A 24,989-nucleotide genomic window follows, 5' to 3' on the forward strand; every position below is an offset into this window, starting at 1 on the left:
AGATTTTTGCTCAGACCATGAATTGCTCGGCGAAGATGCGGTCTTCGAGGCTCTGGCCGCGGTCGAACATCAGGGTAAGGCGGTGTTCGGGCCAGGCCTTCACACGCACTTCGCGGACATCGCGCACTTCCTTCTGATCGGCCACGACGAGAACCGGCCGCTTCACCGATTCGAGCGCCTTGAATACGATCTCGTAGGTGTCGGGCAGAATCGCGCCGCGCCACCTGCGGGGACGGAAGGGGCTGATCGGCGTCAGCGCCAGCATGTTCGAGGACAACGGCAGGATCGGGCCGTTGGCCGAGAGGTTGTAGGCGGTGGAGCCAGCAGGGGTAGCGACGAGGACGCCGTCGCAGGCCAGTTCGGGCATGCGCACCTTGCCGTTGACGCTGACCTCCAACTTGGCGGTCTGGCGGGTTTCGCGCAGGATCGAGACTTCGTTGATCGCGCAGACCGAATGTTCTTCGTCCGAGTTGGTTATCGCAGTCATGCGCAGGGGCGAGACCGAGATCTGGGTGGCCTTGGCCAGTCGCTCCTCGATGCCACGGCTCGACCGGTACTTGTTCATCAGGAAGCCCACTGTGCCGAGATTGAGCCCGAAGGCCGGCACGACGTGGTCAATATCGAGCATGTGGTGCAGTGTCTGCAGCATGAAGCCGTCGCCGCCGATGACCACGGCCGCCTCTGCCTGATCGAGAGAAACCCAGTTCCTGCTCTTCAGAAGGCTCTCGTAAGCGTCCTGGGCGCGCTCGCTGGGCGAAGCTACAAGCGCTAGGCGAGTGAAGTCCGGCATCAGTATCAAAGCCCCCATCTGACGCGACTGCATCGTACCGGAGCGGGGATATGGGGCTAACTGAAGCCGCGCAATGCACAAAAGTACTGGAGCGGGGGCTTGCCGCGAACGGGGAACGCTTTGGCAAGGTTCCGCTGCTATTCGACGCATCATGCCTCACCGCCTGACCTTGCCGGATGCCGATGCTGGCCGGGATGCTCTCACTGGTTTGCCGGGACTGGCTGCGGCAAGATCGTGGCTGGCGCGGCATGAGCCGGACTTTGTCCATGCCATGCTTGTCGGTCTGCACCGCTTGAGTTCGGTCAACTTGGCTTACGGCCATGCGGGCGGAGATACTGCGCTGGCTGAAATAGGGCGACGTATCGCCGATTTTGCGGTCGACGAACTGGACCCTGGTTCCTTGGTGGCGCGCGTGGGCGGTGGCGAGTTCCTGATCGCCAGCGACGGCACTATCAGTCGTGAGCGCTGGCAGTGGCTGGCAGAAGCACTGACGCGCCGCATCTCTCGCGGTCTGCCGGTGCGGGGCGAGATGCTGCACCTGGTTCCACGAACGGCGCTGTTGCGCGGAATTCCGGGCGAGGCCGGGGCGGCAATGATCGACCGCCTGGATCAAGCGCTCGGCGCGGTACAGCAGCAAGCCGGACGCCGCATACTCTGGGCCGATGGCTCGCACCGGGCGCGAGGTCGGAGTGCGGCGCGGCTTGAAGCCGATCTGATCGGGGCCATTTCGCGGGACGAGATCGGACTCGTGTTCCAGCCACAGTATCGCGTGGCCGACGGCGTGCTGGTCGGCGTGGAAGCTCTCGCGCGCTGGGACCATCCCCAACTTGGCCGGATCGGCGCGGAGACGCTTTTCGCCCTTGCCGAGCGTGGCGATCATGTGGCGCAGCTCTCACGGCATATCGCGGGCAAGGCACTGACGGCGGCGGCGGGGTGGGGCAAGCTCGCGTTGTCCCTCAACGTGACAGCCGAGGATCTGGCAAGCGAAGCATTCGCTGCAGACTTTCGCGAGTTATTGGTCGGAACCGGGTTCGTGCCGACGAGGCTTACGCTGGAAGTGACCGAACATGCGCTGGTGGCGGACTTTGCCCAATCAGCAGCGGCGCTGGCGGAGCTCGCTTCAGTGGGCGTGCGCATGGCGCTCGACGATTTCGGGACGGGCTATGCGAACTTCCGCACGCTGAAGTCGCTGCCGCTCGATACGATCAAGCTCGACGCATCCATGGTCCGAGACGTCGACAGCGATCCGCGCGACAGGGCAATCCTGACGGCGATCGTCGCGATGGCGCGTGCGCTGGGGCTCAAGATCGTGTGCGAAGGCGTCGAGCGCGAGAGCCAGCTTTCAGTGCTGCAGCAAGAGGGCTGCGACACGTTCCAGGGTTTCCTGCGATCAGGACCGATCAGCGCGGCAGAGGTCTCCGCTTTGCTTTAGGCGGCCTTCTTCGCACGCTTCACGATTGCAGCCAGACCCTTCGTCATCTGTACCAGGCCGTTCAGGCGTCCTTCGGCCGTGCCCCAAGCCCGGGTGATGACCAGCTTGTTGTCGGGACGAAGCTTGGCAACGCCGTTGAGCCTCTCGACATAGCCGATGAGGCCGACGGGGTCCGGGAAGGTGTCCTTGTGGAAGCTGACCAGCGCTCCCTTGGGGCCGACGTCGATCTTCGCGATATTGGCGGCGATGGCCTGGCGCTTGACCTCGATCAGGCGCAGCAGGTTCTGCGTGGGCGCGGGCAGGGGTCCGAAGCGGTCGATCATCTCGGCGGCGAGGGCCTCGACCGCGTCCGGTCCTTCGGCGTCGTTCATGCGGCGGTACAGGGCCATGCGCACGGCAAGGTCGGGGACGTAGTCCTCCGGGATCATGATCGGCGCGTCGAGCGTGATCTGGGGGCTCAGTGCCTCGCGTTCGCGGGCGAGGCCGATGTCGCCGGCCTTCGCCGCAAGGATCGCATCCTCGAGCATCGACTGATAGAGTTCGAAGCCCACCTCCTTGATGTGGCCCGACTGCTCGTCGCCGAGGAGGTTGCCGGCGCCGCGAATGTCAAGGTCGTGGCTGGCAAGCTGGAAGCCGGCGCCAAGGCTGTCGAGATCGCCAAGAACCTTGAGGCGCTTTTCGGCGACTTCGGACAGCGCCATGTCCTCTGGCACGGTGAGATAGGCGTAGGCGCGGATCTTGCCGCGACCGACGCGTCCGCGCAGCTGGTAGAGCTGGGCCAGCCCGAAGCGGTCGGCGCGGTGGATGACAATGGTGTTGGCCGAGGGGATATCGATGCCGCTTTCGACGATCGTGGTCGAAAGCAGAACCTCGTACTTTTTCTCGTAGAACGCGCCCATCCGGTCCTCGACCTCGGTCGGGCTCATCTGGCCGTGTGCTGTCACGAAGCGGACTTCGGGCACATTTAGGCGCAGCCATTCCTCGAGCTCGGGCATGTCGGCGATGCGCGGCACGACGATGAAGCTCTGCCCGCCGCGCTGGTGTTCGCGCAGCAAGGCCTCGCGCATGACCATATCGTCCCACGGCATGACATAGGTGCGCACGGCCAGGCGGTCCACCGGCGGGGTCTGGATCGTGGAAAGTTCACGCAGGCCCGACATGGCCATCTGCAGCGTGCGCGGAATCGGCGTGGCAGTGAGGGTGAGGACGTGAACGTCCGCCTTCAGTTCCTTGAGCTTTTCCTTGTGCGTGACGCCAAAGCGCTGTTCCTCGTCGACGATGACCAGGCCCAAGCGCTTGAACTCGACCGACTTGGACAGGAGCGCATGGGTGCCGATGACGATATCAACCTTGCCGCTGGCCAGCCCGGCCTTGGTTTCGGCAGCTTCCTTGGCGGGGACGAGGCGCGAGAGGCGACCGATTTCCAGCGGGAAGCCGTTGAAGCGTTCGACGAAATTCGAATAGTGCTGGCGCGCCAGCAGGGTCGTCGGCGCGATGACGGCCACCTGGACACCCTGCATGGCTGCGACGAACGCCGCGCGCAAGGAAACTTCGGTCTTGCCGAAGCCGACGTCGCCACAGACCAGGCGGTCCATCGGCTTGCCCTCGGCCATGTCGCCGAGGACGTCGTCGATCGCGCGTTCCTGATCCTCGGTTTCGTCCCATGGGAAGCGGTCGACAAAGGGGCCGTAGCTGGTGGGATCGACGGGGAGCACCGTGCCCTGTCGCAGGGCGCGCTGGGCGGCCGTGGCCATGAGGTGGCCGGCCATCTCCAGGATGCGTTCGCGCATGCGCGCCTTGCGGCGCTGCCAAGCCTCGCCGCCCAGCTTGTCCAATGCAACGCCATCGGCATCAGAGCCATAGCGTGAAAGGACGTCGAGGTTTTCGACCGGGATGTAGAGCTTGTCGCCACCGGAATATTCCAGCTGGACGCAATCGTGCGGGCTGTCGCCGACGCCAATGGCTTCGAGGCCGAGGTAACGGCCGATGCCGTGGTCCATGTGGACGACGAGATCGCCCGGCGTAAGCGCGGACAATTCGGCGAGGAAGGCGTCGGCATCCTTGCGCTTCTTCTTGCGGCGGACGAGCCGGTCGCCGAGGATGTCCTGCTCGGTCAGCAGTTCCAGATCGTCGCTGGCAAAGCCCTGTTCGAGCGGGAGGACCACGGCGGCGGGTTTTCCCGTCGCCGCAAGGCCCAGTGCCTCCTGCCAGGTTTCAGCCATCTGTGGCGTGAACTTGCCGGCTTCCGCCAGCAGCGAGGCGAGGCGTGAGCGCGAGCCGGCAGTATAGGCCGCGATGATCGGCTTCTTGCCGCGCGTGCCCAATGCCGAAATGTACTTGGCGGCCGCTTCGTAGATGTTGGTCCCACCGGAGGTTGCGGCAGCGCGCTCCGGCGTGAAATCGTGGCTCGAAGTGAAGCCGAAATCGACAACCTGCTTCGATTCCGGCTCGGCAAAGATGGTGGTGCGGTGCACCGGCCAACCGGCAAGCGCCCGGTCCAGTTCATCGCGCGAAAGATAGAGCGCGGTTTCGGCCAGTGGACGGTAGCTGCCCGGCGCCTTGGACGAGGAATCGAGGCGCGACTGGTGATAGTCGGCAATGTCGGCAATGCGTTGTTCGGCAGCCTTGATCGCAGTCGTGTCGATCAGGACAAGGTCATCCTCGGCCAGATGATCGAACAACGTGACGAGCCGGTCTTCGAACAGCGGGAGCCAGTGCTCCATGCCGGCAAGGCGACGGCCATCGGTGATGGCCTGATAGAGCGGATCGCCGGTGGCGTTCGCGCCAAACAGTTCGCGGTAGCGGCTGCGAAAGCGCTTGATGCTGTCATCATCGAGCAGGGCTTCGCTGGCTGGCAGCAGGAGATGCGTTTCGACCGGCTGCACCGAGCGCTGCGTGTTCGGATCGAACAGGCGCAGGGTTTCAAGCTCGTCGCCGAAGAAGTCCAGCCGAAGGCCGTGGTCGAGGCCAGAAGGATAGATGTCGAACACCGATCCGCGCACCGCGTACTCGCCAGCGTCGACGACCGTGTCGGTGCGCGAATAGCCTTGGCGCTGGAGGAGTGCGATCAGGCTTTCGCGGCCGATCTCGGTGCCCGGCGAAAGCAGGCGGGTGGATTCGCGGATACGGAACGGCGTCAGGACGCGCTGGAGCGCGGCGTTGATCGTCGTGACGAGCAGTTGCGGTCCGCTGCGCTTGCGCTGCAGCCGCTGCAGTGCGGCGAGGCGGCGGGAACTGACCGATAGCGCCGGGGAGGCACGGTCAAACGGCAGGCAGTCCCACGCCGGAAAGTCGATGACTTCAAGGTCCGGCGCGAAGAATGCGGCGCTCTCGACGATGGCCCGCATTGCCGACTCGTCAGGCGCAATGAAGACGGCGCGACCTTTGGCGGCGCGGGCGAGATCGGCGAGAACAAGCGGCTGCGCGCCACGCGCGACGGACGAAAGCGTTAGCGGCGTCTTGGCCGAAAGGATGCGGGCGAGGTCGGACATGGCAGGCTTAACGCGCGAGAGGCAAAATCAGCGCGGGATCTCGACGTAGTCCAGCTTGCGCATGGCGTCCATCATCGCACCGGCATACTTTTCGGGCACAGGCTGTGTGCCGAGCGCCCATGCCATGATCTCGACGTCGTCTTCCTCGATCAGCTCTTCGAACCAGGCTACCTGCTCGGCCGACCAATTGGCGTGGTAGCGGTCAAAATAACAACCGATCATGTAGTCCGCTTCGCGCGTGCCGCGGTGCCAGGCGCGGAAGTGCAGGCGACGAAGGCTCTCGGGGGCGATTGCAGCAGGCTCGGTCATGCTCTGCCGTTAGGCCCATCGGCCCAGCGAGACAAGGGTCCTGGCCCCATGCCAAAGGGCATCCCGGCGCCTCCGGCCGAAGCCGTCCTTCCCCGCGCCGGAATGCCCCATCGCTTGGCCGCGCGAGTTACTTGCCCCGCAGCGCGGCGATGATCTCGGTGGGCTGGCGACCGACCATGTCCTTGGCCAGTTCCTTGATGATCGCGTTCTGGGTGCCCTTGCCGATCTGGTGACGCAGTTCGCCCAAGGCGCGCGGCGGAGCGATCAGCACGAGCTGGGCGATCTTGTGACCCCGCACCTGCCGGTCGAGCCAATCGGCTACCGCGGCACAATGGGCGGTCTCGTCCTGCTGATGCGGCGATGCGTGGCTGCCGCCGCTGGAGTGATTGTGCTCGACGAGCGCAGGCGTTTCCATGGCCGCGAGTTCGGGGGCGGCTTCGGTCCCGGCGTTGCGGTAGAGTTCCCAGGCCTTGCCATCGACGACGGCAATGACGGCTCCATGAGGGATCAACATCGTTTTGCTCCTGCTTTCGTTATCTTCGAAAGCAACTCAAGCACCGGCTCAGCACCTGAACCATGCGCTGGGTCAAAAATGGCCGTGAATTTCGCTTTGGGCGGCATTGGCGAAACGTGGCCTTGCAGCCTATGTCGGGCGGGCGATGCGTCCTGACCTGCTCAACCCCCTGTTCGCGGAAAGCTCCAGCCTCAAAGGCGTGGGGCCTGGTCTGGCGCGCCCGCTAGAGAAGCTGGGGCTGACCCGCGTCAAGGATATCGCGTACCACCTGCCCGATCGCTGGGTGCTGCGCCGGGCGGTGGCCAATCTGGACGAGGCGGGGCTGGGGGAACAGATCGTGCTGCCGCTGACGGTGCGCGATTATCGTCAGTCGGCCGGGCGCGGTCCTTTCAGGGTCATGGCCGAGGATGCCGCTGGCAACTATGTCGCGCTTACCTATTTCGGGCGAGCGGCCTATACCGCGAAGAAGCAGCTCCCCTTGGGCGAGAAGCGCTGGGTGGCGGGCAGGCTCGACCAGTTCGGCCAGACCTGGCAGATCGTGCATCCCGATCATGTGAGCGAGGACAGCGCCGGCATGCTCGGCCAGCTGAACGAGCCGGTCTATCCGCTGTCAGAAGGGCTGACGCAGGGGCGGGTTCAGGCCCTGGTGGCGCAGTCGCTGGCGCACCTGCCCAAGCTGCCGGAGTGGATCGAGCCGGGCCTCATCGCGCGAATGGGCTGGCCGTCTTGGGACGCAGCGCTGCCGACTGCACACAAGGCCGAGGACAAGCTGGCCAAGGACCGGCTCGCCTATGACGAACTGCTGGCCAACAGCCTCGCCCTGATGCTGGTGCGGGAGAGCAACCGTGCGAAGAAGGGCACGCCGCTGCACGGGGACGGGCAATTGCGTGCAATGCTCAAACTGCCGTTCGAACTGACTGGCGCGCAGAAGCGCTCGATTGCCGAGATCGAAAGCGACATGGCGCAAGGCGCGCCGATGCTGCGTCTGCTGCAAGGCGATGTCGGGTCTGGCAAGACGGCGGTGGCGCTCAATGCCATGCTGATCGCGGTGGAGGCGGGCGGGCAAGCCGCGCTGCTGGCGCCGACCGAAATCCTCGCGCGCCAGCATGCCGAGACTCTGACGCGGATGGCTGTAGGGACAGGCGTGAACATCGCGCTGTTGACCGGACGCGACAAGGGCAAGGCGCGCGAATCGATCCTGATGGGGCTGCTCGATGGCTCGATCGACATTTGCGTCGGTACGCACGCGATCTTCCAGGAGGCCGTCGCCTACCGCAATCTTGCGCTTGTGGTGATCGACGAGCAGCACCGCTTTGGCGTGGGGCAGCGCCTGATGCTGACCCAGAAGGCGCGGCGGACTCCGCATTGCCTGGCGATGACGGCCACACCGATCCCGCGCACGCTGACCCTGGCGCAGTACGGGGAGATGGACGTCTCGCGGCTCGACGAAATGCCGCCCGGCCGTCAGGCCATCGACACCCGCGTGATTTCGACAGAGCGCCTTGCCGACGTGGTCGAAGGAGTGGCGCGGCACATTGCCAAGGGTGCGCAGGCCTACTGGGTCTGCCCGATGGTGCGCGAGCTGGAGACGGAAGACATTGCTGCCGCAGAAGCGCGCTATGCTGCGCTGAAGGAGCGGTTCGGGGATACCGTGGTCATGGTTCACGGCCAGCTGCGGCCCGAGGCCAAGGATGCGGCCATGGAGCAGTTTGCCCGAGGTGACGCGCAACTGCTGGTTGCGACGACGGTAATCGAGGTCGGCGTCGACGTGCCTAACGCGACGCTGATGGTGATCGAGCAGGCAGAGCGCTTCGGTTTGGCCCAGTTGCACCAGTTGCGCGGGCGTGTCGGACGGGGCAGCCAGCAATCGACCTGCCTGCTGCTGCGTGGTGAGGCTCTCTCGGAAACCGGGCGCGAGCGGCTTGCTCTGATGCGAGAGACGCAGGACGGCTTTCGCCTGGCCGAGGAAGACTTGCGGTTGCGGGGCGGCGGAGAGCTGCTTGGCACCCGGCAATCGGGCGATACGCCGTTCAAGGTGGCGGACTTCGAACAGATCGCGCGGTTGCTGCCGCTAGCGCATGATGATGCACGACTGCTGATGGAACGCGACGGCGGTTTGTCGTCGCCAAGAGGGGAAGCGGCCCGCGTGCTGCTCTACCTTTTCGAGCGGGATTGGGGCGTGCAACTTCTCAGGGGCGGCTAAGAGGCTGATCCGAGGGAACGGTTGGGCGGCGCGAAAAAGGGGTAAACGCGCCGCCCGCTCCCTGAATTGCTTACTTGCCAGCGGGCTTTGCGGCCGCTGCATTCGCACTCTGGTCGGCGCTCTTTGTAGCGTCTGCGAAACCTTGCGCGGTCATGCCGATCATCAGACCGGAGGCGCCCTTGGCGACCGAAGTCTTCGGCAGCTTCACGCGAACCGTACCCGCATCGAGCACGAATTCGGTATCGGTCACTTCGGCGACCTTGCCTAGCTGGGTGGTGCCATCCGAGGCATAGACCGGCGCATCGACAACGATCGCAGCAGCCGTATCAGCCTTTGCCGCTGCAGCAGCCTTTTCGGCAGCCGCATCCAGTTCGACCTTGGTCATGCCGAGGACCGGGCCCTTGGGACCAGTGCCGAGTGCGGTCAGCGCCAAGGTGGCGGTGTTCTTGCCGGTGTCGATCACGAAGTTGGGCGCGTTGACGCTCTTGATCTTGCCGACTTCGGCGCCGGCAGCATCATAGACAACAGCGCCGACGGCCGGTGTGGCCGCCGCCGGCGCGGCCGTGGTGGCTTCAGCCGTGGCCGTGGCTTCGGTGCCAGCAGCTGCGTCTTGTGCGTTTGCTGCGGTGGCGATGGGTAATGTGGCGACGAGAAGGGCAACAGTGAGTTTGCGGATGGTCACGAATGGAGTTCCTGTCCTGTTGATTGGGTAACCCGGACAAGGTCGTCTTTGTCGTTCCGCAGCGAAACCCGGTTTGCGACTTTGCGAGACGGATTTGCGGGCCAAATGAAGGAGTTGTGGCAGGTGCGCGATGAACCGAGCAGCCTGGCCAAACGAAAAGGGCGACCCGAAGGCCGCCCTTTCGATCACCTTCGAAGGTGAAATGGTCGGGGAAAGAGGATTCGAACCTCCGGCCCCTGCCTCCCGAAGACAGTGCTCTACCAGGCTGAGCTATTCCCCGACCGATCCGCCAACCGGTGACCCGGCTGCGAGGCAGGGGCGCCCTATACGAAGCAGTTCCAACGCTGGCAAGCGGGTAACGCCAAGTTTTTTCGCCGGGAAATTTCGGCGGCGATTTTGCTCGAGCCCGCCCGCGCAGCTAGAAGCGAAGCCATGCCTGAACGCGCCGATTCCGCCCGCCATTACGAACAGCAGTATCTCGATCTCATGCGCGAGATCTGGGAGCGCGGAGACGAGCGGGTGGATCGTACCGGCGTTGGCACACGATCGGTCTTCGGCGCGCAATTGCGCTTCGACCTTTCCGACGGGCGCATGCCCTTGCTTACGACCAAGCGGGTGTACTGGAAAACAGCGACCCGCGAGTTTCTGTGGTTCCTGACTGGCGATACCAATATCCGCAAACTGTGCGCTCAGGGTGTCGAGATATGGACGGACTGGCCGCTGGACAAATACCGCAAGGCTTCCGGCGATGACATTTCCCGCGCCGATTTTTCGGCACGCGTGGTGGAAGATGAAGCGTTCGCCCGTGAATGGGGCGATCTCGGTCCGGTGTATGGCAAGCAATGGGTAGACTGGCCGGTCTATGAACCGGCAGGCGATGACCTGTTTCGCCGGCGGGAGTATGGGGTGAACCAGGTTGCCGACGTGGTCCGCTCGCTGAGGACCAATCCCGGCAGCCGTCGCCATATCGTCGAGGGCTGGAACGTGGCCGAGCTTGACGCGATGGCGCTGCCTCCCTGCCACAAGACCTACCAGTTCCACGTCAGCGGGAACCGGCTGAATGGTCTGCTCTACCAGCGCAGCTGCGACGTGGCGCTGGGCCTGCCATTCAATCTGTGGGGTGCGGCCCTGTTCATCCGCTTGCTAGCGCAGCAGTGTGATCTCGAACCAGGAGAACTGGTTTGGATGGGGGGCGACACGCATCTCTATCTCAACCACGCCGAACTGGTTGAAACCCAGCTCGCCAGAAAGCCTTCAGGAGATCCTCGGCTTTCGATCCTGCGCCGGCCGGACTCAATCTTCGATTACAGGATCGAGGATTTTCAAGTGACCGGTTATGCGCCGCAGGGCGTGATCAAGGCCGACGTTGCGGTCTGAACCGGCAAAGGGCGTGGACTTACTGTTCGGCATCCATGAAATTGATGCGCTGTCCTTCAAACAATTCATGATCCGGATTTGATCTGGCGCAAGACGATTGGATGAGAACGCCGCCATTCCCTTGCAAGCAAGGCAGGAGAATTGGCGTGGCGATCATTGGCATCAAGCGGTTGACATGGATGGTAGAGGAGGTTGAACCTTGCGTTCGCTTCTTCCGCGATTTTGGGCTGACGTTGATCGAGCAGAACGATGGCTCGGCGCTTTTCGAAGCGGCCGACGGTTCTCAGTCATTGTTCTTGAAGCGCGGTCATCCCGATCTGCCCAAGGGTTCGGCGCAGACGACGAAGGGCGTCCATGAATGCGTTTGGGCGGTGGACAACGCGGAAGGGCTGGAACGCCTCAAGGCTCGCCTTGAGCGCGTCGTTGACCTGGCCACTGATGCTGAGGGCGCGGTCCATTTCGTCACGCCGTTCGGGCAGGCGATTGGGCTGCAACTGTGGCAGCCGCGTGCTGTCTTTGGCGCGCCAACCCCGCAGAATACGGTGGGCCGGATTGCCCGCCTCAACCAGCCGCGCAAATGGATTGATCGGGCGGTGCCAAAGCGCACGCACCACTGCGTCTGGACGTTTCCGGACGTGCAGGAGGCGGTGGCTTTCTATCAGGACATCCTCGGCTTCCGCATCACCGACATGCAGAAGGGCTTTGGCGTCTACATGCGGGCGGATGGCTGCTACGAACATCACAACGTGTTCCTGGCCGATGCGCACGCGCCAATGCCGGGCTTCAACGGGACGCTGAAGTTTCACCACGCCAATTGGGAAGTCGAGGATATCGACGAGCTGATGGTGGCCAAGAACTACCTCGACAGGCGCGGCTACACTTACGGTGACTGGAACTGGGGTTTCGGGCGGCACAGGCTGACCTCGGCCGCGTTCCTTTACGTGCCGTGTCCGGCGGGTGGCGAGGCAGAATACGGTGCAGATTGTGATTGCGTTGATGACAGCTGGAAGCCGCGCATCTGGGACGGCGCTTTCGGAACAGCGATATACATGACCAACCTGCCGGACTTCATGAAAGGCGAACCCAATTGGGACGTGCGATATGCCGGGCCTGACGAGTTGCGATATCACCCGGCCGAAACGGCACGTCTCTTGGACGCGGCCGAATAACCATGCATGGCATTGATTGGGGGGCATCCATGGATTGCCTTTGTCCTGCAACGGTCCATCTCTTATGCGCCCTTACGGTGCAAGCATATGGGAGAGGGTGTTACCGACATGGACGTGACGTTATACGTGCTGGCTGACCAAGGCAGTCCTGTCGCTCGCGCATGAGTGGTCTGTTCGATCTTTCTGGCAAAGCGGCCATCGTTACCGGCTCCACGCGTGGGATTGGTCGCGCGATTGCAGAGGCGCTTATCGCAGCCGGCGCAAGAGTGATGATCTCGAGCGAGGACCCGGCCGATACTGCGCGCGTGGCCGCGGAGCTGGGCATGCCGGGTTGCCCCTGCGACGTGAGCGATGACGCAGCGCTGGCCCACCTAGTGGCTGAAAGCCTCGAGGTTTTCGGGCGGATCGACCATCTGGTTTGCAATGCCGGAATCACCGGTAATCCGGGTTCGTTCGCGCAGATCGACATGGACGATTATGCTCGTGTCATGGCAATCAATCTGCGGAGCCAGGTCGTGCTGTGCAATCTTGCCCTTCCGCATATCGCGGCGAGCGGCGGCGGTGCGGCCTTGCTGATGGCCAGTCTCTCGGCTCTGCGAGGCAACCTTAGGATCAATGCCTACGCTCTTGCGAAGGCGGGCGTAGCGCAACTGGCACGCAATCTCGCTGTGGAGTGGGGACCTAGCGGAGTGCGGGTCAATGCCATCTCTCCCGGGTTCATCGCCACGGAACTTTCGCAGCCGTTGCTTGATGATGCCGCTTTCATGGCGCGTCGCATGGCGATGACACCATTGCGTCGTCCTGGAACGCCGGATGAAGTGGCGGGCGCTGCGGTGTTCCTCGCTGCGCCGGCCGGCGCGTTTGTCACCGGCCACAATCTCGTGATCGATGGCGGAACTCTGATCACTGACGGCAGCTGACCGGAGCATCGGGCTCCTGTTGGAACAAGAGGCGCTTCGGCGCTTTGTGATCCTCGGACGATATATTAGCCTTGCTAGAAAAGACCTTTTTCGATCCGCCGGACGGCGGAAGCGAGAAAAGCTCTGTGAAATAAAATAACAAGAGTATATAACTTTGCGTCTGTCATGCTTTCCCATATGGAAAGCGCGATTCGATGTGGGAGAGTTCAGATGCAGGTCTTCGCAGCATGAGCGGAAGCGTGCGCGGCAACATGGCGCCGTTGGCGCTGCATGTGCCGGAACCGAAGTTCCGGCCGGGCGACGAGGTCGATTATTCGCACCTCGAAATCCCGCCCGCCGGTGCGCAGCCGCGTCCTGACGAGCAGTGCACCGCAGCTGAAACGCAGGGGCTGTGTTTCGACCTGGTTCGCGTGCTGGGCGACGATCATCGCGCAATCGGGCCATGGGATCCGAAGCTCGATGCCGAAACCTTGCGGCGGATGCTTCGCACCATGGCGCTGACCCGGGCCTTCGATGACCGCATGTATCGCGGCCAACGGCAGGGCAAGACCAGCTTCTACATGAAGTGTACGGGGGAAGAGGCAACCTCCGTGGCCCCGGCAATGGCCTTGGCATCTGACGACATGGTCTTTCCGAGCTACCGCCAGCAGGGTATCCTGATTTCGCGGGGCTACCCGATCGTCGAGATGATCAATCAGATCTACTCGAACCGGGCGGACAAGCTGAAGGGGCGTCAGCTGCCGATCATGTATTCGGCGCGGGAGGCTTCGTTCTTCACGATCAGCGGCAACCTTGCGACGCAATATCCGCAAGCGGTGGGCTGGGCGATGGCCAGCGCGATCAAGGGTGACACCCGGATTGCGGCCACCTGGATCGGCGAGGGATCGACGGCAGAGGGGGACTTCCATTCAGCGATGACCTTCGCAACCGTCTACAACGCGCCGGTCATCTTCAATGTCGTCAACAACCAGTGGGCGATCTCTAGCTTTTCGGGATTTGCCGGCGCCGAGCGTACCACCTTTGCCGCTCGCGCAATCGGTTATGGCATGGCTGGGCTGCGGGTGGACGGCAACGACCCCCTGGCAGTCTATGCGGCCACCAAGTGGGCAGCAGACCGCGCTCGATCGAACGCCGGGCCCACGCTGATCGAGCACTTCACCTATCGCGCCGAGGGCCATTCGACCTCGGACGATCCTGGCCAGTATCGTTCGGCGCACGAGCGTGAGGAGTGGCCGCTTGGGGATCCGATCAATCGGCTCAAGCAGCATCTGATCGCGCTCGGCGAATGGTCCGACGAGCAGCACGCCGCGATGGATCGCGAACAGATGGACATGGTCAAGGCCGCGACCAAGGAAGCTGAAAAGAACGGCATCCTCGGCCATGGGCTGCATCACCCGTTCCACACCATGTTCGAAGACGTGTTCGAAGACTTGCCCTGGCACCTTCGGGAGCAGAGCGAGCAGGCAATTCACGAGCGTCGGGTCAAATGGCCAGAGTGGTCCGAGGAGGGGAAGCAGCCATGACCCACGAAGAATCGCCGGTCAGCCTCGCCGAGGCTCCGACCCGCCGCCTCAACATGATCGAGGCAATCAACGATGCGCTCGACATCATGATGGAGCGCGATCCAAACGTTGTCGTTATGGGCGAGGACGTCGGCTATTTTGGTGGCGTGTTCCGCGCCACCGCGGGCCTGCAGAAGAAGTACGGCAAGACCCGCGTGTTCGACACGCCGATCAGCGAGTGCGGGATCATTGGCGTGGCTGTCGGCATGGGCGCTTATGGCCTGCGCCCCGTGCCCGAGATCCAGTTTGCCGACTACATCTATCCGGGGCTCGACCAGTTGGTGTCGGAAGCGGCACGCTTGCGCTATCGTTCGGCCGGCGAGTTCATCGCGCCGATGACCGTGCGCTCGCCGTTCGGCGGCGGCATCTTCGGCGGGCAGACGCATAGCCAGAGCCCCGAGGCGCTGTTCACGCATGTCGCCGGCCTGAAGACGGTCGTGCCGAGCAACCCGCACGATGCAAAGGGCCTGCTGATCTCGGCGATCGAGGATAACGATCCGGTGATCTTCTTTGAACCGAAGCGCATCTATAACGGCCCGTTCAATGGCTACTATGACAAGCCGGTCGAGCCGTGGTCGAAGCATGCCGACAGCGCGGTGCCCGAAGGCTACTATTCGATTCCCCTGGGCAAGGCCCGCATCGTCCGTCCGGGCAACGCTTTCACGGTCTTGGCCTACGGCACCATGGTCCACGTGGCCGCCGCGGTTTGCGCGGAAAAGGGCGTTGATGCCGAGATCATCGACTTGCGCACCCTGGTTCCACTCGACATCGAGACGGTGGAAAAGTCGGTGGAAAAGACCGGCAAATGCCTGATCGTCCATGAAGCGACGCGCACTTCGGGCTTCGGTGCAGAACTCTCGGCTCTGGTTCAGGAGCGCTGTTTCTATCACCTCGAAGCCCCGATCGAGCGCGTGACGGGTTTTGACACCCCCTATCCACACAGCCTCGAATGGGCCTACTTCCCAGGCCCCGTCCGCATCGGCGAGGCCATCGACCGCCTGACGAAAGCCTGAAGCCATGGGAACCTATACATTCCGCCTGCCCGACATCGGCGAAGGTATCGCCGAGGCCGAGATCGTGGCCTGGCACGTCGCCGTGGGCGACATGGTCGAGGAAGATGGCCGCTTGGCCGACATGATGACCGACAAGGCAACGGTCGAAATGGAAAGCCCCGTGGCGGGCAAGGTCGTCTCGATCGCGGGCGAAGTCGGTGATGTGGTAGCGATTGGTTCGGCACTGGTTGTCATCGAGACGGAAGGGGAAGGGGAGGCGCAGGCGCCTGCTGCGGCGCCAGCCCCTGCGCCCGCGCCCAAGGCGGAAATCGTTGAAGAGCGCATCGAGGTCGAGACGTCGGACGCTGGCGACGCGGCGCGGGTTGAGGCAGCTGCACCGCCGCCACCTTCTCCACCGCCACCTCCGCTTGCCACGGCAGTGCCTAAGCCTGCTCCCGCGCAGGCGGTAGAGCAAGTTCGCCGCGGCTACGATGCCAAGGTCCTCGCGAGCCCGGCCGTCCGCCAGCGTGCGCGCGATCTCGGCATCGATCTGTCCGAAGTGCGCCCGTCCGAGGAAGGGCGCGTGCGCCATGCGGATCTCGATCAGTTCCTCGCCTACAATGCAACGGGGGGCTATCGCTCCGCCGGTCCGGAGCGTGGCGATGAGGTGATCAAGGTCATTGGTATGCGCCGCCGCATTGCCGAGAACATGGCGGCATCAAAGCGCCACATTCCGCACTTCTCCTATGTCGAAGAGTGCGACGTTACGGCACTTGAAGTGATGCGCGAACAGCTCAATAGCAGCCGCGGCGACAAGCCCAAGCTGACGATGCTGCCGCTGCTCATCACCGCGATCTGTCGTACCCTGCCGCAATTCCCGATGATCAATGCCCGCTACGATGACGAAGCTGGCGTGGTGACCCGTTACGGAGCGGTCCATCTCGGCATGGCGGCGCAGACGCCGGCGGGCCTGATGGTGCCGGTGATCCGCAATGCGCAGTCCCTCAACCTGTGGCAGCTTGCGCGCGAGATTGGCCGTCTTGCTGAAGCGGCGCGTAATGGGAGCGCCAAGTCGGATGAGCTTTCGGGCTCGACCCTCACCGTCACGTCGCTCGGACCCTTGGGCGGCGTGGCGACGACCCCGGTGATCAACCGGCCCGAAGTCGCCATCATCGGACCCAACCGGATAATCGAGCGGCCGATGTTCGTGCCCGACGGCATGGGTGGCGAGCGCATCGAGAAGCGCAAGCTGATGAACATCTCGATCAGCTGCGACCATCGCGTGGTCGACGGCCACGATGCCGCAAGCTTTGTCCAGGGAATCAAGAAGCTCATCGAAACGCCGGTGCTGCTACTGGCTGACTGATGTGATAGATGTGCGGATCGGAGGTACACATGCCGACGACCGATCCGCGCATCGATCAGCATATCGCGAATGCAGGAGCATTCGCTCGACCGGTTCTCGAGCATTTTCGGGCGCTGGTGCATCGCGAGGTGCCCGAATGCGTCGAAGCCATCAAGTGGGGCATGCCGCACTTCACGTTGGGCGGAAAGAACCTGGCAGGCATGGCGGCCTTCAAGGCCCATGTCTCGATCTTCTTCCATAACGACGAGGTAGCGGGCGGGACGGGTCCGTTTCGCAGGATCGCATCGCTCGAGAATTTCCCGGACGAGGCCACTGTTGTCGAACGACTGAACTCCGCCGTCGCCCGGCTTTCTGCGCCAAAGGCAAAGTTGCCGCGCGCTTCCCCCAAGCCAGTGCCGGAACTCCCCGAACCCTTCAGCGCCGCTCTGGCAGTCGCTGGGCAAGCAGAGCGCTTTGCGGCAATGCCTCCCGGTCAGCGCCGGGAGTACATCGAATGGATCGTCGAGGCGAAGACCGAACCCACGCGGGACAAGCGCATTGCGCAGGCGGTCGAATGGATTGGCGAAGGCAAGAGCCGCAATTGGAAGTACCAGAATTGCTGAAGGCACAGGCAGCGAGAAGAAAATGTCGATCGAGGCCAAATGCTCGTGGTTGAGCGTTGACAGCCTGCAAAAGCTGCCATAGAGGCGGCGCTCCCAACGGCGAGCGGGTGTAGCTCAGTTGGTTAGAGTGCCGGCCTGTCACGCCGGAGGTCGCGGGTTCGAGCCCCGTCACTCGCGCCATTGGGATGATGAAGAAGGCGCCTCCGGGCGCCTTTTTCTTTGTGCGCCACGCGGCGCTCCGTTGTGGAAAAATTCCCGCTTTCAAGCCCGTTGACAGCCCACACGGCCTGCCATAGAGGCGCGGCTTCCAAGAGGTACGCGGGTGTAGCTCAGTTGGTTAGAGTGCCGGCCTGTCACGCCGGAGGTCGCGGGTTCGAGCCCCGTCACTCGCGCCACCACTTGGTACGGTGCCTTCGTGGCACTTTTTTGACGTTACGCGGGTGTAGCTCAGTTGGTTAGAGTGCCGGCCTGTCACGCCGGAGGTCGCGGGTTCGAGCCCCGTCACTCGCGCCACGTCAGATGCGATGCAAAGGGCGCCTCAGGGCGCCCTTTCGCGTTCAGAGCGCCTAACCCTTGAACGGCGCGGTGTCGAAATAATCGCGCCACTTCACGATCTTGCCGTCAAGCACCTCGAAAATACCCATTAGGCGCAGGGATACGAAAGTCTCGCCTGCAGCGTTGACCATGTGATCGACCCGCTCGGTCAGGACCGTATTGCCGTTGGCAGCAATCGCCAGCATGTCGACCTTGATGCGCGCAATCCCCATGTCGTTTTCGAAGCCTGCGACCAGCGCAAGGCCTTGCTCGATGCCGATGGTGTGGGTCATCCCCACGTTTTCGTAATCGGTCTGCTCTGTGAAGTATTCCCGCACCGCAGCGGCAAATCCGCCGGGTTGCTCCCACATCGCGCAGAAGGCCTCGACGGTTTCAATTGGACCAGGCATGCCATTCTCCCCTTTGCGTTAGGCAAAAGGGTAAGGAATCGCGTTGCACTGTCCAGCAACCTTTGCGCTCAACCCCAGCGGCCGGTTTCCATCCAGATCAGGAAGCGCCGCAGCGGCAGGAGCCAGACGGTTCCAAGCACGATGTAGGCAAGGGTCTGCAGCAGGACGTGCCATTGCCCGATGACGCCGGACAAAGCAGCGACGCCCAACGCATAAACGATCAGGCCCAGGACCAGACCGAGAATGCCAATGGGCTTGCGCCAGGTCGGCTTGTAATCTTCCCTCACCTTTGGCGCTCCCACGGACCATAGATTCGCGTCGGCGTTACCACGGCATGCAGCGGGGCGTCATGCGCCTCGCGGGGCAGGTGCTCGACCAGCTGGCAGTCCCAGGCAAGGCCGATGGGAAGGGTGGACGGATGCGCTTCAAGCCAGCGGTCGTAATGACCGCCGCCCTGGCCAAGGCGCCCACCATCGGCGCTGAAAGCAACCAGGGGCACGAAAAGCACTTCGGGCACAACCTCTGCGGCATCCTCTGCTGGTTGGACTATGCCCTTCCACGGTCCGGGCGCGAGCAGTTCGTCCACCCACGGCGAACTCCACTCGCGAAACACCATCGGCGACGAGCGGTCGGCAAACCACGGCAGTGCGATCTTGTGACCGGCCTCATGCAGCACCTGCGCGTAGGCGGTTGCCGGTGCCTCTGCCGGGCCGGCGAGATAGATCCCGACGGTCGCGCCTTCCGGTACCATCGCCATGACGGGCGAGGGCGGCCGGCGGAACATCAGCGCCTTCACGCGGGCATCGAGCGCTGCGACGTGGGCATTGCGCCGCGCTCTAAATTCGGTGCGCAACGCATTCTTGGCTTCCACAAGGTGCTCCGGACAGAAAGGAGGGGGTGACGGGCCCACCATGGGTCGTTTGCTCGGAAAATCCTCTGACGCCTCGACGTCAGGTGGGGACCGCTTGCCCGGGACCAGGATCCCAGACAGGGGCAGCCCCCTTGGATTGCTTATAGCCTCAGGGATGTTCATGCGGCTCGTGCCGGGCAGATCCCGTCACGACCTAGTTAGGCGCTGACCGGCCCTTGCTCAAGGGCGGCAGCGAGTTTTTCGATGCGTTCTGCCAATGCGTTGACGCGATCGACCATTGCAGGGTCGATTTCCGTGCTTTCGATCGAGGCGGGAGCGGGCGTTACCGGTTGTGCGGCATCAGGGGCAGGAGCGCCGTTGTGCGCTTCGTGCAGCTCGTCTGCCATCATCAATGCCGCGAACAGAAGCATCCGCGTCTCGCTTTGCTGGCCACCGATCTTGCGAGCACGCTCGTCGACCATGCGGCCGAGCATCTCGATATGGGCTTCCTCGCCGTCAGCGCAGGACACCGCGAAGTTGCGGCCGCCGATCGGTAGACTGACGTTGCTCATGACAGGGGGCTCATGATCGGGGGCTCATTTCGGAAGACCTGCCAGCAACAGATCAAGCTGTCGCAATTCCTGGGCGACCGTGTCCTTCAGGCGTCGATGACGAACCTTGAGCAGCGCCAGCTCTTCGCCCGCTGCAGCCCCTGTGGTTCCCTGTTGCGCGACCACTCCTTCGACCCGCACGAGCGCCTGCTCAAGCCGGTCCAGAGCGGCGCCGAGTGCTTCCGTCGCCATGGCTTGGCACGCTAGCACAATCGCATGGACGCGCAACACCATGGCAGGACTGCGCCGGGGAAAGTCGGGCGCAGAAGCTCATATTGTGCATCTGCAATAAAGAAGCCGCCCTGCCAGCCTTGACCCTTGGCCCCATGGTGACCAAAGAGACCCCGCTCCGAATCACCGGATTCATGCGGCCACAGCCGTTCGGCCGCTCGCAGGGAAGGGCTTTTTCAGCATGACACGCGATTCCACCGCGCTGGCTCCCATGGCCAACGCGATCCGTGCGCTTGCCATGGACGCGGTTCAGGCAGCCAATTCCGGTCACCCCGGCATGCCCATGGGCATGGCCGACGTGGCGACGGTGCTGTGGACGCAGTTCCTGAAGCACGATCCTGCCGCGCCGAAGTGGTCCGACCGTGACCGCTTCATCCTGTCGGCCGGTCACGGCTCGATGCTGATCTATGCGCTCCTTCACCTGACTGGCTACGAAAGCCCGACGATGGAGGACATCCGCAAGTTCCGCCAGATCGACAGCGTCTGCGCCGGTCACCCCGAGAACTTCCTGATCCCGGGCGTCGAATGCACCACCGGCCCGCTGGGGCAGGGCCTTGCCATGGCCGTCGGCTTCGCGATGGCCGAGCGTCATCTCAACGCGCAGTTCGGTGATGACCTGGTCGACCACCACACCTGGGTTGTCGCCGGTGACGGGTGCCTCATGGAAGGCATCAACCACGAAGCCGTGGGCCTTGCCGGGACGCTCAAGCTCGGCCGCCTAAATGTCCTGTGGGACGACAACAAGATCACCATCGATGGCGACACGTCGCTGTCGACCACCGAAGACATCCTTAGACGCTACACTGCTTCAGGCTGGCACGTGACCTCGTGCGACGGTCATGACTTTGCCGACATCGCCCGCGCCCTTGCCGAAGCCAAGGCAGATCCGCGTCCGTCGCTGGTCGCCTGCCGTACGGTGATCGGCAAAGGTGCGCCCAACAAGCAGGGTGGCCACAACGTTCACGGCGCGCCGCTCGGCGCTGACGAAATCGCCGCCGCCCGCGAATATCTTGGTTGGACTTCGGCGCCGTTCGAAATCCCGGCAGATATCCTTGCCAACTGGCGCACGTCGGCAGAAGCCGGCAAGGCCGCTCGCGCCGAGTGGGAAAAGCGCGCTGCGGCCAACCCGCAGTCCGCCGAACTCGCCCGCCGCATGGCAGGTGACCTTCCGGCCGATACAGGTTTCGATGCCTACATCCAGTCGCTGATCGCCACCCCGCCCAAGGTTGCGACCCGCAAGTCCAGCGAAATGGCGCTCGAGGCGTTCACTGCAAACGTGTCCGAGATGGTCGGTGGTTCGGCGGACCTTACCGGTTCGAACAACACCAAGACCAAATCGACCGCCCCGTTCACGCCCGAAAGCTACGACGGCCGCTATGTCTACTACGGCATCCGCGAGTTCGGCATGGCCGCCGCGATGAACGGCATGGCGCTGCACGGAGGAATCATTCCCTACGGCGGCACCTTCCTGGTGTTTTCCGACTATTGCCGCAACGCCGTGCGCATGTCGGCCCTGCAGCACGTTCGCGCGATCTACGTGTTCACCCACGATTCGATCGGCCTTGGCGAAGACGGCCCGACCCATCAGCCGGTCGAGCATGTCATGAGCCTGCGCATGATTCCGAACTTGCTGGTGTTCCGCCCGGCCGACGCCATCGAAACGGCGGAAGCGTGGGCCCTGGCGCTGGCCAACAAGGATCGCCCGTCGGTCCTCGCGCTGACCCGCCAGAACCTGCCGCCAATCCGCTTCGACGCCGAAATGAAGAGTGCCAAGGGCGCCTATCGTCTCGTCTCGTCCTCGGCCGCACGCAAGGTCGTGCTGCTGGCAACCGGCTCCGAAGTCGAAGTGGCGATGAAGGTTGCTGCAGCTCTGGAAGAAAAGGGCCTCGGCGCCGACGTTGTCTCGGTTCCGTGCTGGGAACTGTTCGACGAACAGGACGCCGCCCACAAGGCAGACCTCCTGCCTGCCGACGCGCTCAAGGTCTCGATCGAGGCTGGCGTCACTCTTGGCTGGCAGAAGTATGTCGGTGATGGCCTGTCGATCGGCATCGATACCTTCGGCGCTTCGGCTCCGATCGACGCCCTCTATGATCACTTCGGCCTCACCGCCGAAAAGATTGTCCCGCAGATCCTCTCGCGGGTTTCGTAATTCAAACAGGAGATACCTGACATGGCGATCAAGGTTGCAATCAACGGTTTCGGACGCATCGGGCGCAACGTCGCCCGCGCCATCCTCGAACGGCCCGATTGCGGCCTTGAGCTGGTCTCGATCAACGACCTGGCCGATGCCAAGGCCAACGCCCTGCTGTTCAAGCGCGACAGCGTCCACGGCGCGTTCGCGGGCGACGTTTCGGTCGACGGCAACGATCTGATCGTCGATGGCAAGCGCATTCAGGTAACGGCCGAGAAGGACCCGGCCAACCTGCCTCACGCCGCCAACGGCATCGACATCGCGCTGGAATGCACCGGTTTCTTCACCGATCGCGCCGGCGGCCAGAAGCACCTCGACGCTGGTGCGAAGCGCGTGCTCATCTCGGCACCGGCCAAGGGTGTCGACCTGACGGTCGTCTATGGCGTGAACCACGACAAGCTGACCGGCGACCACCTGATCGTCTCGAACGCCTCATGCACCACCAACTGCCTCGCGCCGTTGGCCAAGGTCCTGCATGAATCGATCGGCATCGAGCGTGGCCTGATGACCACGATCCACTCGTACACCAACGACCAGAAGATTCTCGACCAGATCCACAAGGACCCGCGTCGTGCCCGTGCCGCTGCCATGAACATGATCCCGACCAGCACCGGCGCCGCCGTTGCCGTGGGTGAAGTTCTGCCCGATCTCAAGGGCAAGCTCGACGGTTCGTCGATCCGCGTCCCGACCCCGAACGTCTCGGTCGTTGACCTGACCTTCACGCCGAAGCGCGACACCACCGTCGAAGAAGTCAACGGGCTGCTCAAGGCCGCTGCCGAAGGTGCGCTGAAGGGCGTGCTGGGCTACACGGAAGAGCCGCTGGTCTCGATCGACTTCAACCACGATCCGCACTCGTCGACCATCGACAGCCTCGAGACCGCCGTGCTTGAAGGCAAGCTGGTTCGCGTCCTGTCGTGGTACGATAACGAGTGGGGCTTCTCCAACCGCATGCTCGACACCGCGGGCGCAATGGCGAAGTTCCTCTGAGGAACTGACGCGATGAGCGGGCGTCTCGGAGGCATTGCACGGCATGACCGGCCGCGCGGGCCTATCGAGACGCTCGATCACGTTTCCGTCACGCGCGAACTTGGTGTTCGCGGTGACCTGCGCGGGGCAATCCGTCCCGGCAAATCCGGTCGCAGGCAGGTCTCGCTGATCGAAGCCGAAAGCTGGGATGCCGCTCTGGCGGACCTCAAGCTGACCGCAGATGAAATGCTTCCCTGGCACGTGCGCCGAGCGAACCTGCTGGTCCGTGGCATCCGCTTGCCCCGCGAGGCTGGGAAGGTCATCGCCATTGGCAAGAGCCTGCGGATCGAGACAACCTGCGAATGCGACCCGTGCAGCCGCATGGACCAAATACTGCCCGGCCTGAAACTTGCGCTGATGCCTGACTGGCGCGGCGGGGTGCTCGGCCGGGTGATCAGCGATGGCGAAATTGCCGTCGGCGACGAAGTGAGGATCGAGGAATGAGCTTCAAGACTCTGGACGATATCGGCGATCTGACCGGCAAGACCGTGCTGGTTCGCGAGGACCTCAACGTGCCGATGCAGGGCGGCGTGGTGAGCGACGACACGCGCCTTCGCGCCACCGTTGCCACGCTGAACGAGCTATCGGACAAGGGCGCCAAGGTTCTGGTGCTGGCGCATTTCGGCCGTCCGAAGGGGCAGCCTTCGGAAGAATTCTCGCTGAAGAAGCTGGCAGAGCCATTGTCTCACGTGCTGGGCCGCCCGGTCAGCTACATCGACTGGGAAGGCGACAAGGCTGCGGTCGCGGCACTTGCGCCGGGGGCTATCGCGGTGCTTGAAAATACCCGCTTCTTCGGCGGCGAGGAGAAGAACGATCCGGCTGTGATCGAGCGCTTCGCCAGCCTCGGCGATATCTACGTCAACGATGCCTTCTCGGCTGCACACCGCGCCCACGCCTCGACCGAAGGCCTGGCCCACGTGCTGCCCGCTTACGCTGGTCGCGCCATGGAGGCCGAACTCAAGGCTCTGCAGAAGGCCTTGGGCGAGCCGGAACGTCCGGTCGCGGCCGTTGTCGGCGGTGCCAAGGTCTCGACCAAGCTCGACGTGCTCAAGCATCTTGTGACCAAGGTCGATCACCTGATCATCGGTGGTGGCATGGCCAATACCTTCCTCGCCGCGCGCGGGGTCAATGTCGGCAAGTCGCTGTGCGAACACGACCTGACCAACACCGCCGAGCAAATCCTCGACAATGCCGACAAGGCGGGCTGCACTGTCCACCTGCCCTACGACGTGGTTGTGTCCAAGGAATTCGCGGCCAACCCAGCCAGCTTGCGTACCTGCAACGTCCATGAGGTTGCCGAGGATGAGATGATCCTCGACGTGGGGCCTGCCGCCGTCGAGGCTCTGGGCGACGCGTTGAAGACCTGCCGTACGCTGGTGTGGAACGGTCCGATGGGCGCGTTCGAGACCGAGCCGTTCGATGCGGCCACTGTCGCTCTGGCCAAGACGGCCGCTGCGCTGACAAAGGAAGGGTCGCTGGTTTCTGTTGCCGGTGGTGGAGACACTGTGGCCGCGCTCAACCACGCCGGTGTTGCCGCCGATTTCAGCTACATATCGACGGCCGGCGGTGCGTTCCTCGAATGGATGGAAGGCAAGGAACTGCCGGGCGTGGCAGCCCTCGAACGCTAAAAAATTCCGGAGCGCGTGTTGCACTGCGGCACGCGCTCCTTTATGGCGCATAACCGCATAGGTATGCGCCATTTCAGACGCTCTTGGATCTTCGGGAGC

General features: G+C 63.4%; 23 protein-coding genes and 4 tRNA genes. 16 read left to right on the forward strand and 11 right to left on the reverse strand.

The annotated features are described in order from the left end of the window. Positions 1–10: 10 nt before the first annotated feature. Complete coding sequence (locus AC3WLM_RS00120) at positions 11–790, reverse strand: NAD kinase (RefSeq protein ID WP_156135716.1); 780 nt, start codon at positions 788–790, stop codon at positions 11–13. Between the two features lie 151 nt (positions 791–941). On the opposite strand from AC3WLM_RS00120, the gene AC3WLM_RS00125 reads away from it, so the two are divergent. After that, entirely contained in the window at positions 942–2,222 is a 1,281-nt protein-coding gene (locus AC3WLM_RS00125) for an EAL domain-containing protein (protein ID WP_492476184.1), read from the forward strand. Here the strand turns inward: AC3WLM_RS00125 and mfd are convergent. From mfd to AC3WLM_RS00140, 3 genes are all read right to left on the reverse strand, one after another. Further along, positions 2,219–5,713, reverse strand: a complete 3,495-nt coding sequence (gene mfd / locus AC3WLM_RS00130; RefSeq protein WP_492476185.1) for a transcription-repair coupling factor — start codon at positions 5,711–5,713, stop codon at positions 2,219–2,221. The genes AC3WLM_RS00125 and mfd overlap by 4 nt on opposite strands. A gap of 27 nt (positions 5,714–5,740) precedes the next feature. After that, entirely contained in the window at positions 5,741–6,022 is a 282-nt protein-coding gene (locus AC3WLM_RS00135; protein ID WP_039332261.1) for an FAD assembly factor SdhE, read from the reverse strand. Positions 6,023–6,149: 127 nt separating this feature from the next. Further along, positions 6,150–6,536 (reverse strand): host attachment protein, encoded by a 387-nt coding sequence (locus AC3WLM_RS00140; protein ID WP_492476186.1) that lies wholly within the window; start codon positions 6,534–6,536, stop codon positions 6,150–6,152. Between the two features lie 145 nt (positions 6,537–6,681). Here AC3WLM_RS00140 and recG point away from each other — a divergent pair, with 145 nt between their 5' ends. Further along, a complete protein-coding gene (recG, locus tag AC3WLM_RS00145; RefSeq protein WP_492478072.1) occupies positions 6,682–8,739 on the forward strand; it encodes an ATP-dependent DNA helicase RecG in 2,058 nt (685 codons plus the stop codon). A 70-nt stretch (positions 8,740–8,809) separates the two neighbouring features. Here the strand turns inward: recG and AC3WLM_RS00150 are convergent, their stop codons facing one another. Next, complete coding sequence (locus tag AC3WLM_RS00150; RefSeq protein WP_052242064.1) at positions 8,810–9,421, reverse strand: hypothetical protein; 612 nt, start codon at positions 9,419–9,421, stop codon at positions 8,810–8,812. A gap of 203 nt (positions 9,422–9,624) precedes the next feature. Next, positions 9,625–9,701, reverse strand: a tRNA-Pro gene (locus AC3WLM_RS00155). Between the two features lie 152 nt (positions 9,702–9,853). Here AC3WLM_RS00155 and thyA point away from each other — a divergent pair. From thyA to AC3WLM_RS00205, 10 genes are all read left to right on the forward strand, one after another. Beyond that, positions 9,854–10,798, forward strand: a complete 945-nt coding sequence (gene thyA, locus AC3WLM_RS00160) for a thymidylate synthase (protein ID WP_492476187.1) — start codon at positions 9,854–9,856, stop codon at positions 10,796–10,798. Between the two features lie 146 nt (positions 10,799–10,944). Beyond that, the gene (locus tag AC3WLM_RS00165; RefSeq protein ID WP_052242066.1) at positions 10,945–11,967 is read left to right on the forward strand and encodes a VOC family protein; all 1,023 of its coding nucleotides are present in this window, start codon (positions 10,945–10,947) and stop codon (positions 11,965–11,967) included. Positions 11,968–12,128: 161 nt separating this feature from the next. Further along, positions 12,129–12,887, forward strand: coding sequence for an SDR family NAD(P)-dependent oxidoreductase (locus AC3WLM_RS00170; RefSeq protein WP_492476188.1), 759 nt, complete (start codon positions 12,129–12,131; stop codon positions 12,885–12,887). A gap of 227 nt (positions 12,888–13,114) precedes the next feature. Continuing rightward, on the forward strand, positions 13,115–14,410 hold the full coding sequence (locus tag AC3WLM_RS00175) for a 3-methyl-2-oxobutanoate dehydrogenase (2-methylpropanoyl-transferring) subunit alpha (protein WP_492476189.1): 1,296 nt from the start codon (positions 13,115–13,117) through the stop codon (positions 14,408–14,410). Next, entirely contained in the window at positions 14,407–15,462 is a 1,056-nt protein-coding gene (locus tag AC3WLM_RS00180; RefSeq protein WP_039332271.1) for an alpha-ketoacid dehydrogenase subunit beta, read from the forward strand. Before AC3WLM_RS00175 ends, AC3WLM_RS00180 begins: the two co-directional genes overlap by 4 nt. 4 nt (positions 15,463–15,466) lie before the next feature. Further along, positions 15,467–16,807, forward strand: coding sequence for a dihydrolipoamide acetyltransferase family protein (locus AC3WLM_RS00185; RefSeq protein WP_492476190.1), 1,341 nt, complete (start codon positions 15,467–15,469; stop codon positions 16,805–16,807). Positions 16,808–16,836: 29 nt separating this feature from the next. After that, the gene (locus AC3WLM_RS00190) at positions 16,837–17,409 is read left to right on the forward strand and encodes a YdeI/OmpD-associated family protein (protein WP_039332274.1); all 573 of its coding nucleotides are present in this window, start codon (positions 16,837–16,839) and stop codon (positions 17,407–17,409) included. A 103-nt stretch (positions 17,410–17,512) separates the two neighbouring features. Beyond that, positions 17,513–17,589: transfer RNA gene (locus AC3WLM_RS00195), tRNA-Asp, on the forward strand. Between the two features lie 138 nt (positions 17,590–17,727). Continuing rightward, positions 17,728–17,804 (forward strand) — tRNA-Asp (locus AC3WLM_RS00200). A gap of 41 nt (positions 17,805–17,845) precedes the next feature. After that, positions 17,846–17,922, forward strand: a tRNA-Asp gene (locus AC3WLM_RS00205). Positions 17,923–17,975: 53 nt separating this feature from the next. Here the strand turns inward: AC3WLM_RS00205 and AC3WLM_RS00210 are convergent. From AC3WLM_RS00210 to AC3WLM_RS00230, 5 genes are all read right to left on the reverse strand, one after another. Beyond that, positions 17,976–18,353 carry a limonene-1,2-epoxide hydrolase family protein gene (locus AC3WLM_RS00210; protein ID WP_492476191.1) on the reverse strand — a complete coding sequence of 126 codons (378 nt, stop codon included), beginning with the start codon at positions 18,351–18,353 and terminating at the stop codon, positions 17,976–17,978. 68 nt (positions 18,354–18,421) lie between these two features. Beyond that, a complete protein-coding gene (locus AC3WLM_RS00215) occupies positions 18,422–18,640 on the reverse strand; it encodes a DUF2842 domain-containing protein (protein WP_062348370.1) in 219 nt (72 codons plus the stop codon). Then, the gene (locus AC3WLM_RS00220) at positions 18,637–19,224 is read right to left on the reverse strand and encodes a 5-formyltetrahydrofolate cyclo-ligase (RefSeq protein WP_193828230.1); all 588 of its coding nucleotides are present in this window, start codon (positions 19,222–19,224) and stop codon (positions 18,637–18,639) included. The genes AC3WLM_RS00215 and AC3WLM_RS00220 overlap by 4 nt, the downstream gene beginning before the upstream one ends. 197 nt (positions 19,225–19,421) lie before the next feature. Next, a complete protein-coding gene (locus AC3WLM_RS00225; protein WP_492476192.1) occupies positions 19,422–19,775 on the reverse strand; it encodes a cell division protein ZapA in 354 nt (117 codons plus the stop codon). A gap of 24 nt (positions 19,776–19,799) precedes the next feature. Further along, complete coding sequence (locus AC3WLM_RS00230) at positions 19,800–20,006, reverse strand: hypothetical protein (protein WP_492476193.1); 207 nt, start codon at positions 20,004–20,006, stop codon at positions 19,800–19,802. Positions 20,007–20,226: 220 nt separating this feature from the next. Between AC3WLM_RS00230 and tkt the strand changes: the two genes are divergently transcribed. The 4 genes from tkt to AC3WLM_RS00250 are packed head-to-tail and all read left to right on the forward strand — an operon-like array spanning position 20,227 to position 24,890. Further along, complete coding sequence (tkt, locus tag AC3WLM_RS00235) at positions 20,227–22,194, forward strand: transketolase (protein ID WP_492476194.1); 1,968 nt, start codon at positions 20,227–20,229, stop codon at positions 22,192–22,194. A 21-nt stretch (positions 22,195–22,215) separates the two neighbouring features. Beyond that, the gene (gene gap, locus AC3WLM_RS00240; protein ID WP_492476195.1) at positions 22,216–23,223 is read left to right on the forward strand and encodes a type I glyceraldehyde-3-phosphate dehydrogenase; all 1,008 of its coding nucleotides are present in this window, start codon (positions 22,216–22,218) and stop codon (positions 23,221–23,223) included. Positions 23,224–23,235: 12 nt separating this feature from the next. Continuing rightward, positions 23,236–23,706 (forward strand): MOSC domain-containing protein, encoded by a 471-nt coding sequence (locus tag AC3WLM_RS00245; RefSeq protein ID WP_492476196.1) that lies wholly within the window; start codon positions 23,236–23,238, stop codon positions 23,704–23,706. After that, on the forward strand, positions 23,703–24,890 hold the full coding sequence (locus tag AC3WLM_RS00250) for a phosphoglycerate kinase (RefSeq protein ID WP_492476197.1): 1,188 nt from the start codon (positions 23,703–23,705) through the stop codon (positions 24,888–24,890). The genes AC3WLM_RS00245 and AC3WLM_RS00250 overlap by 4 nt, the downstream gene beginning before the upstream one ends. Positions 24,891–24,989: the final 99 nt, after the last annotated feature.

The sequence above is a fragment of the Novosphingobium sp. FW305-C-30-35 genome (genome assembly GCF_058783135.1).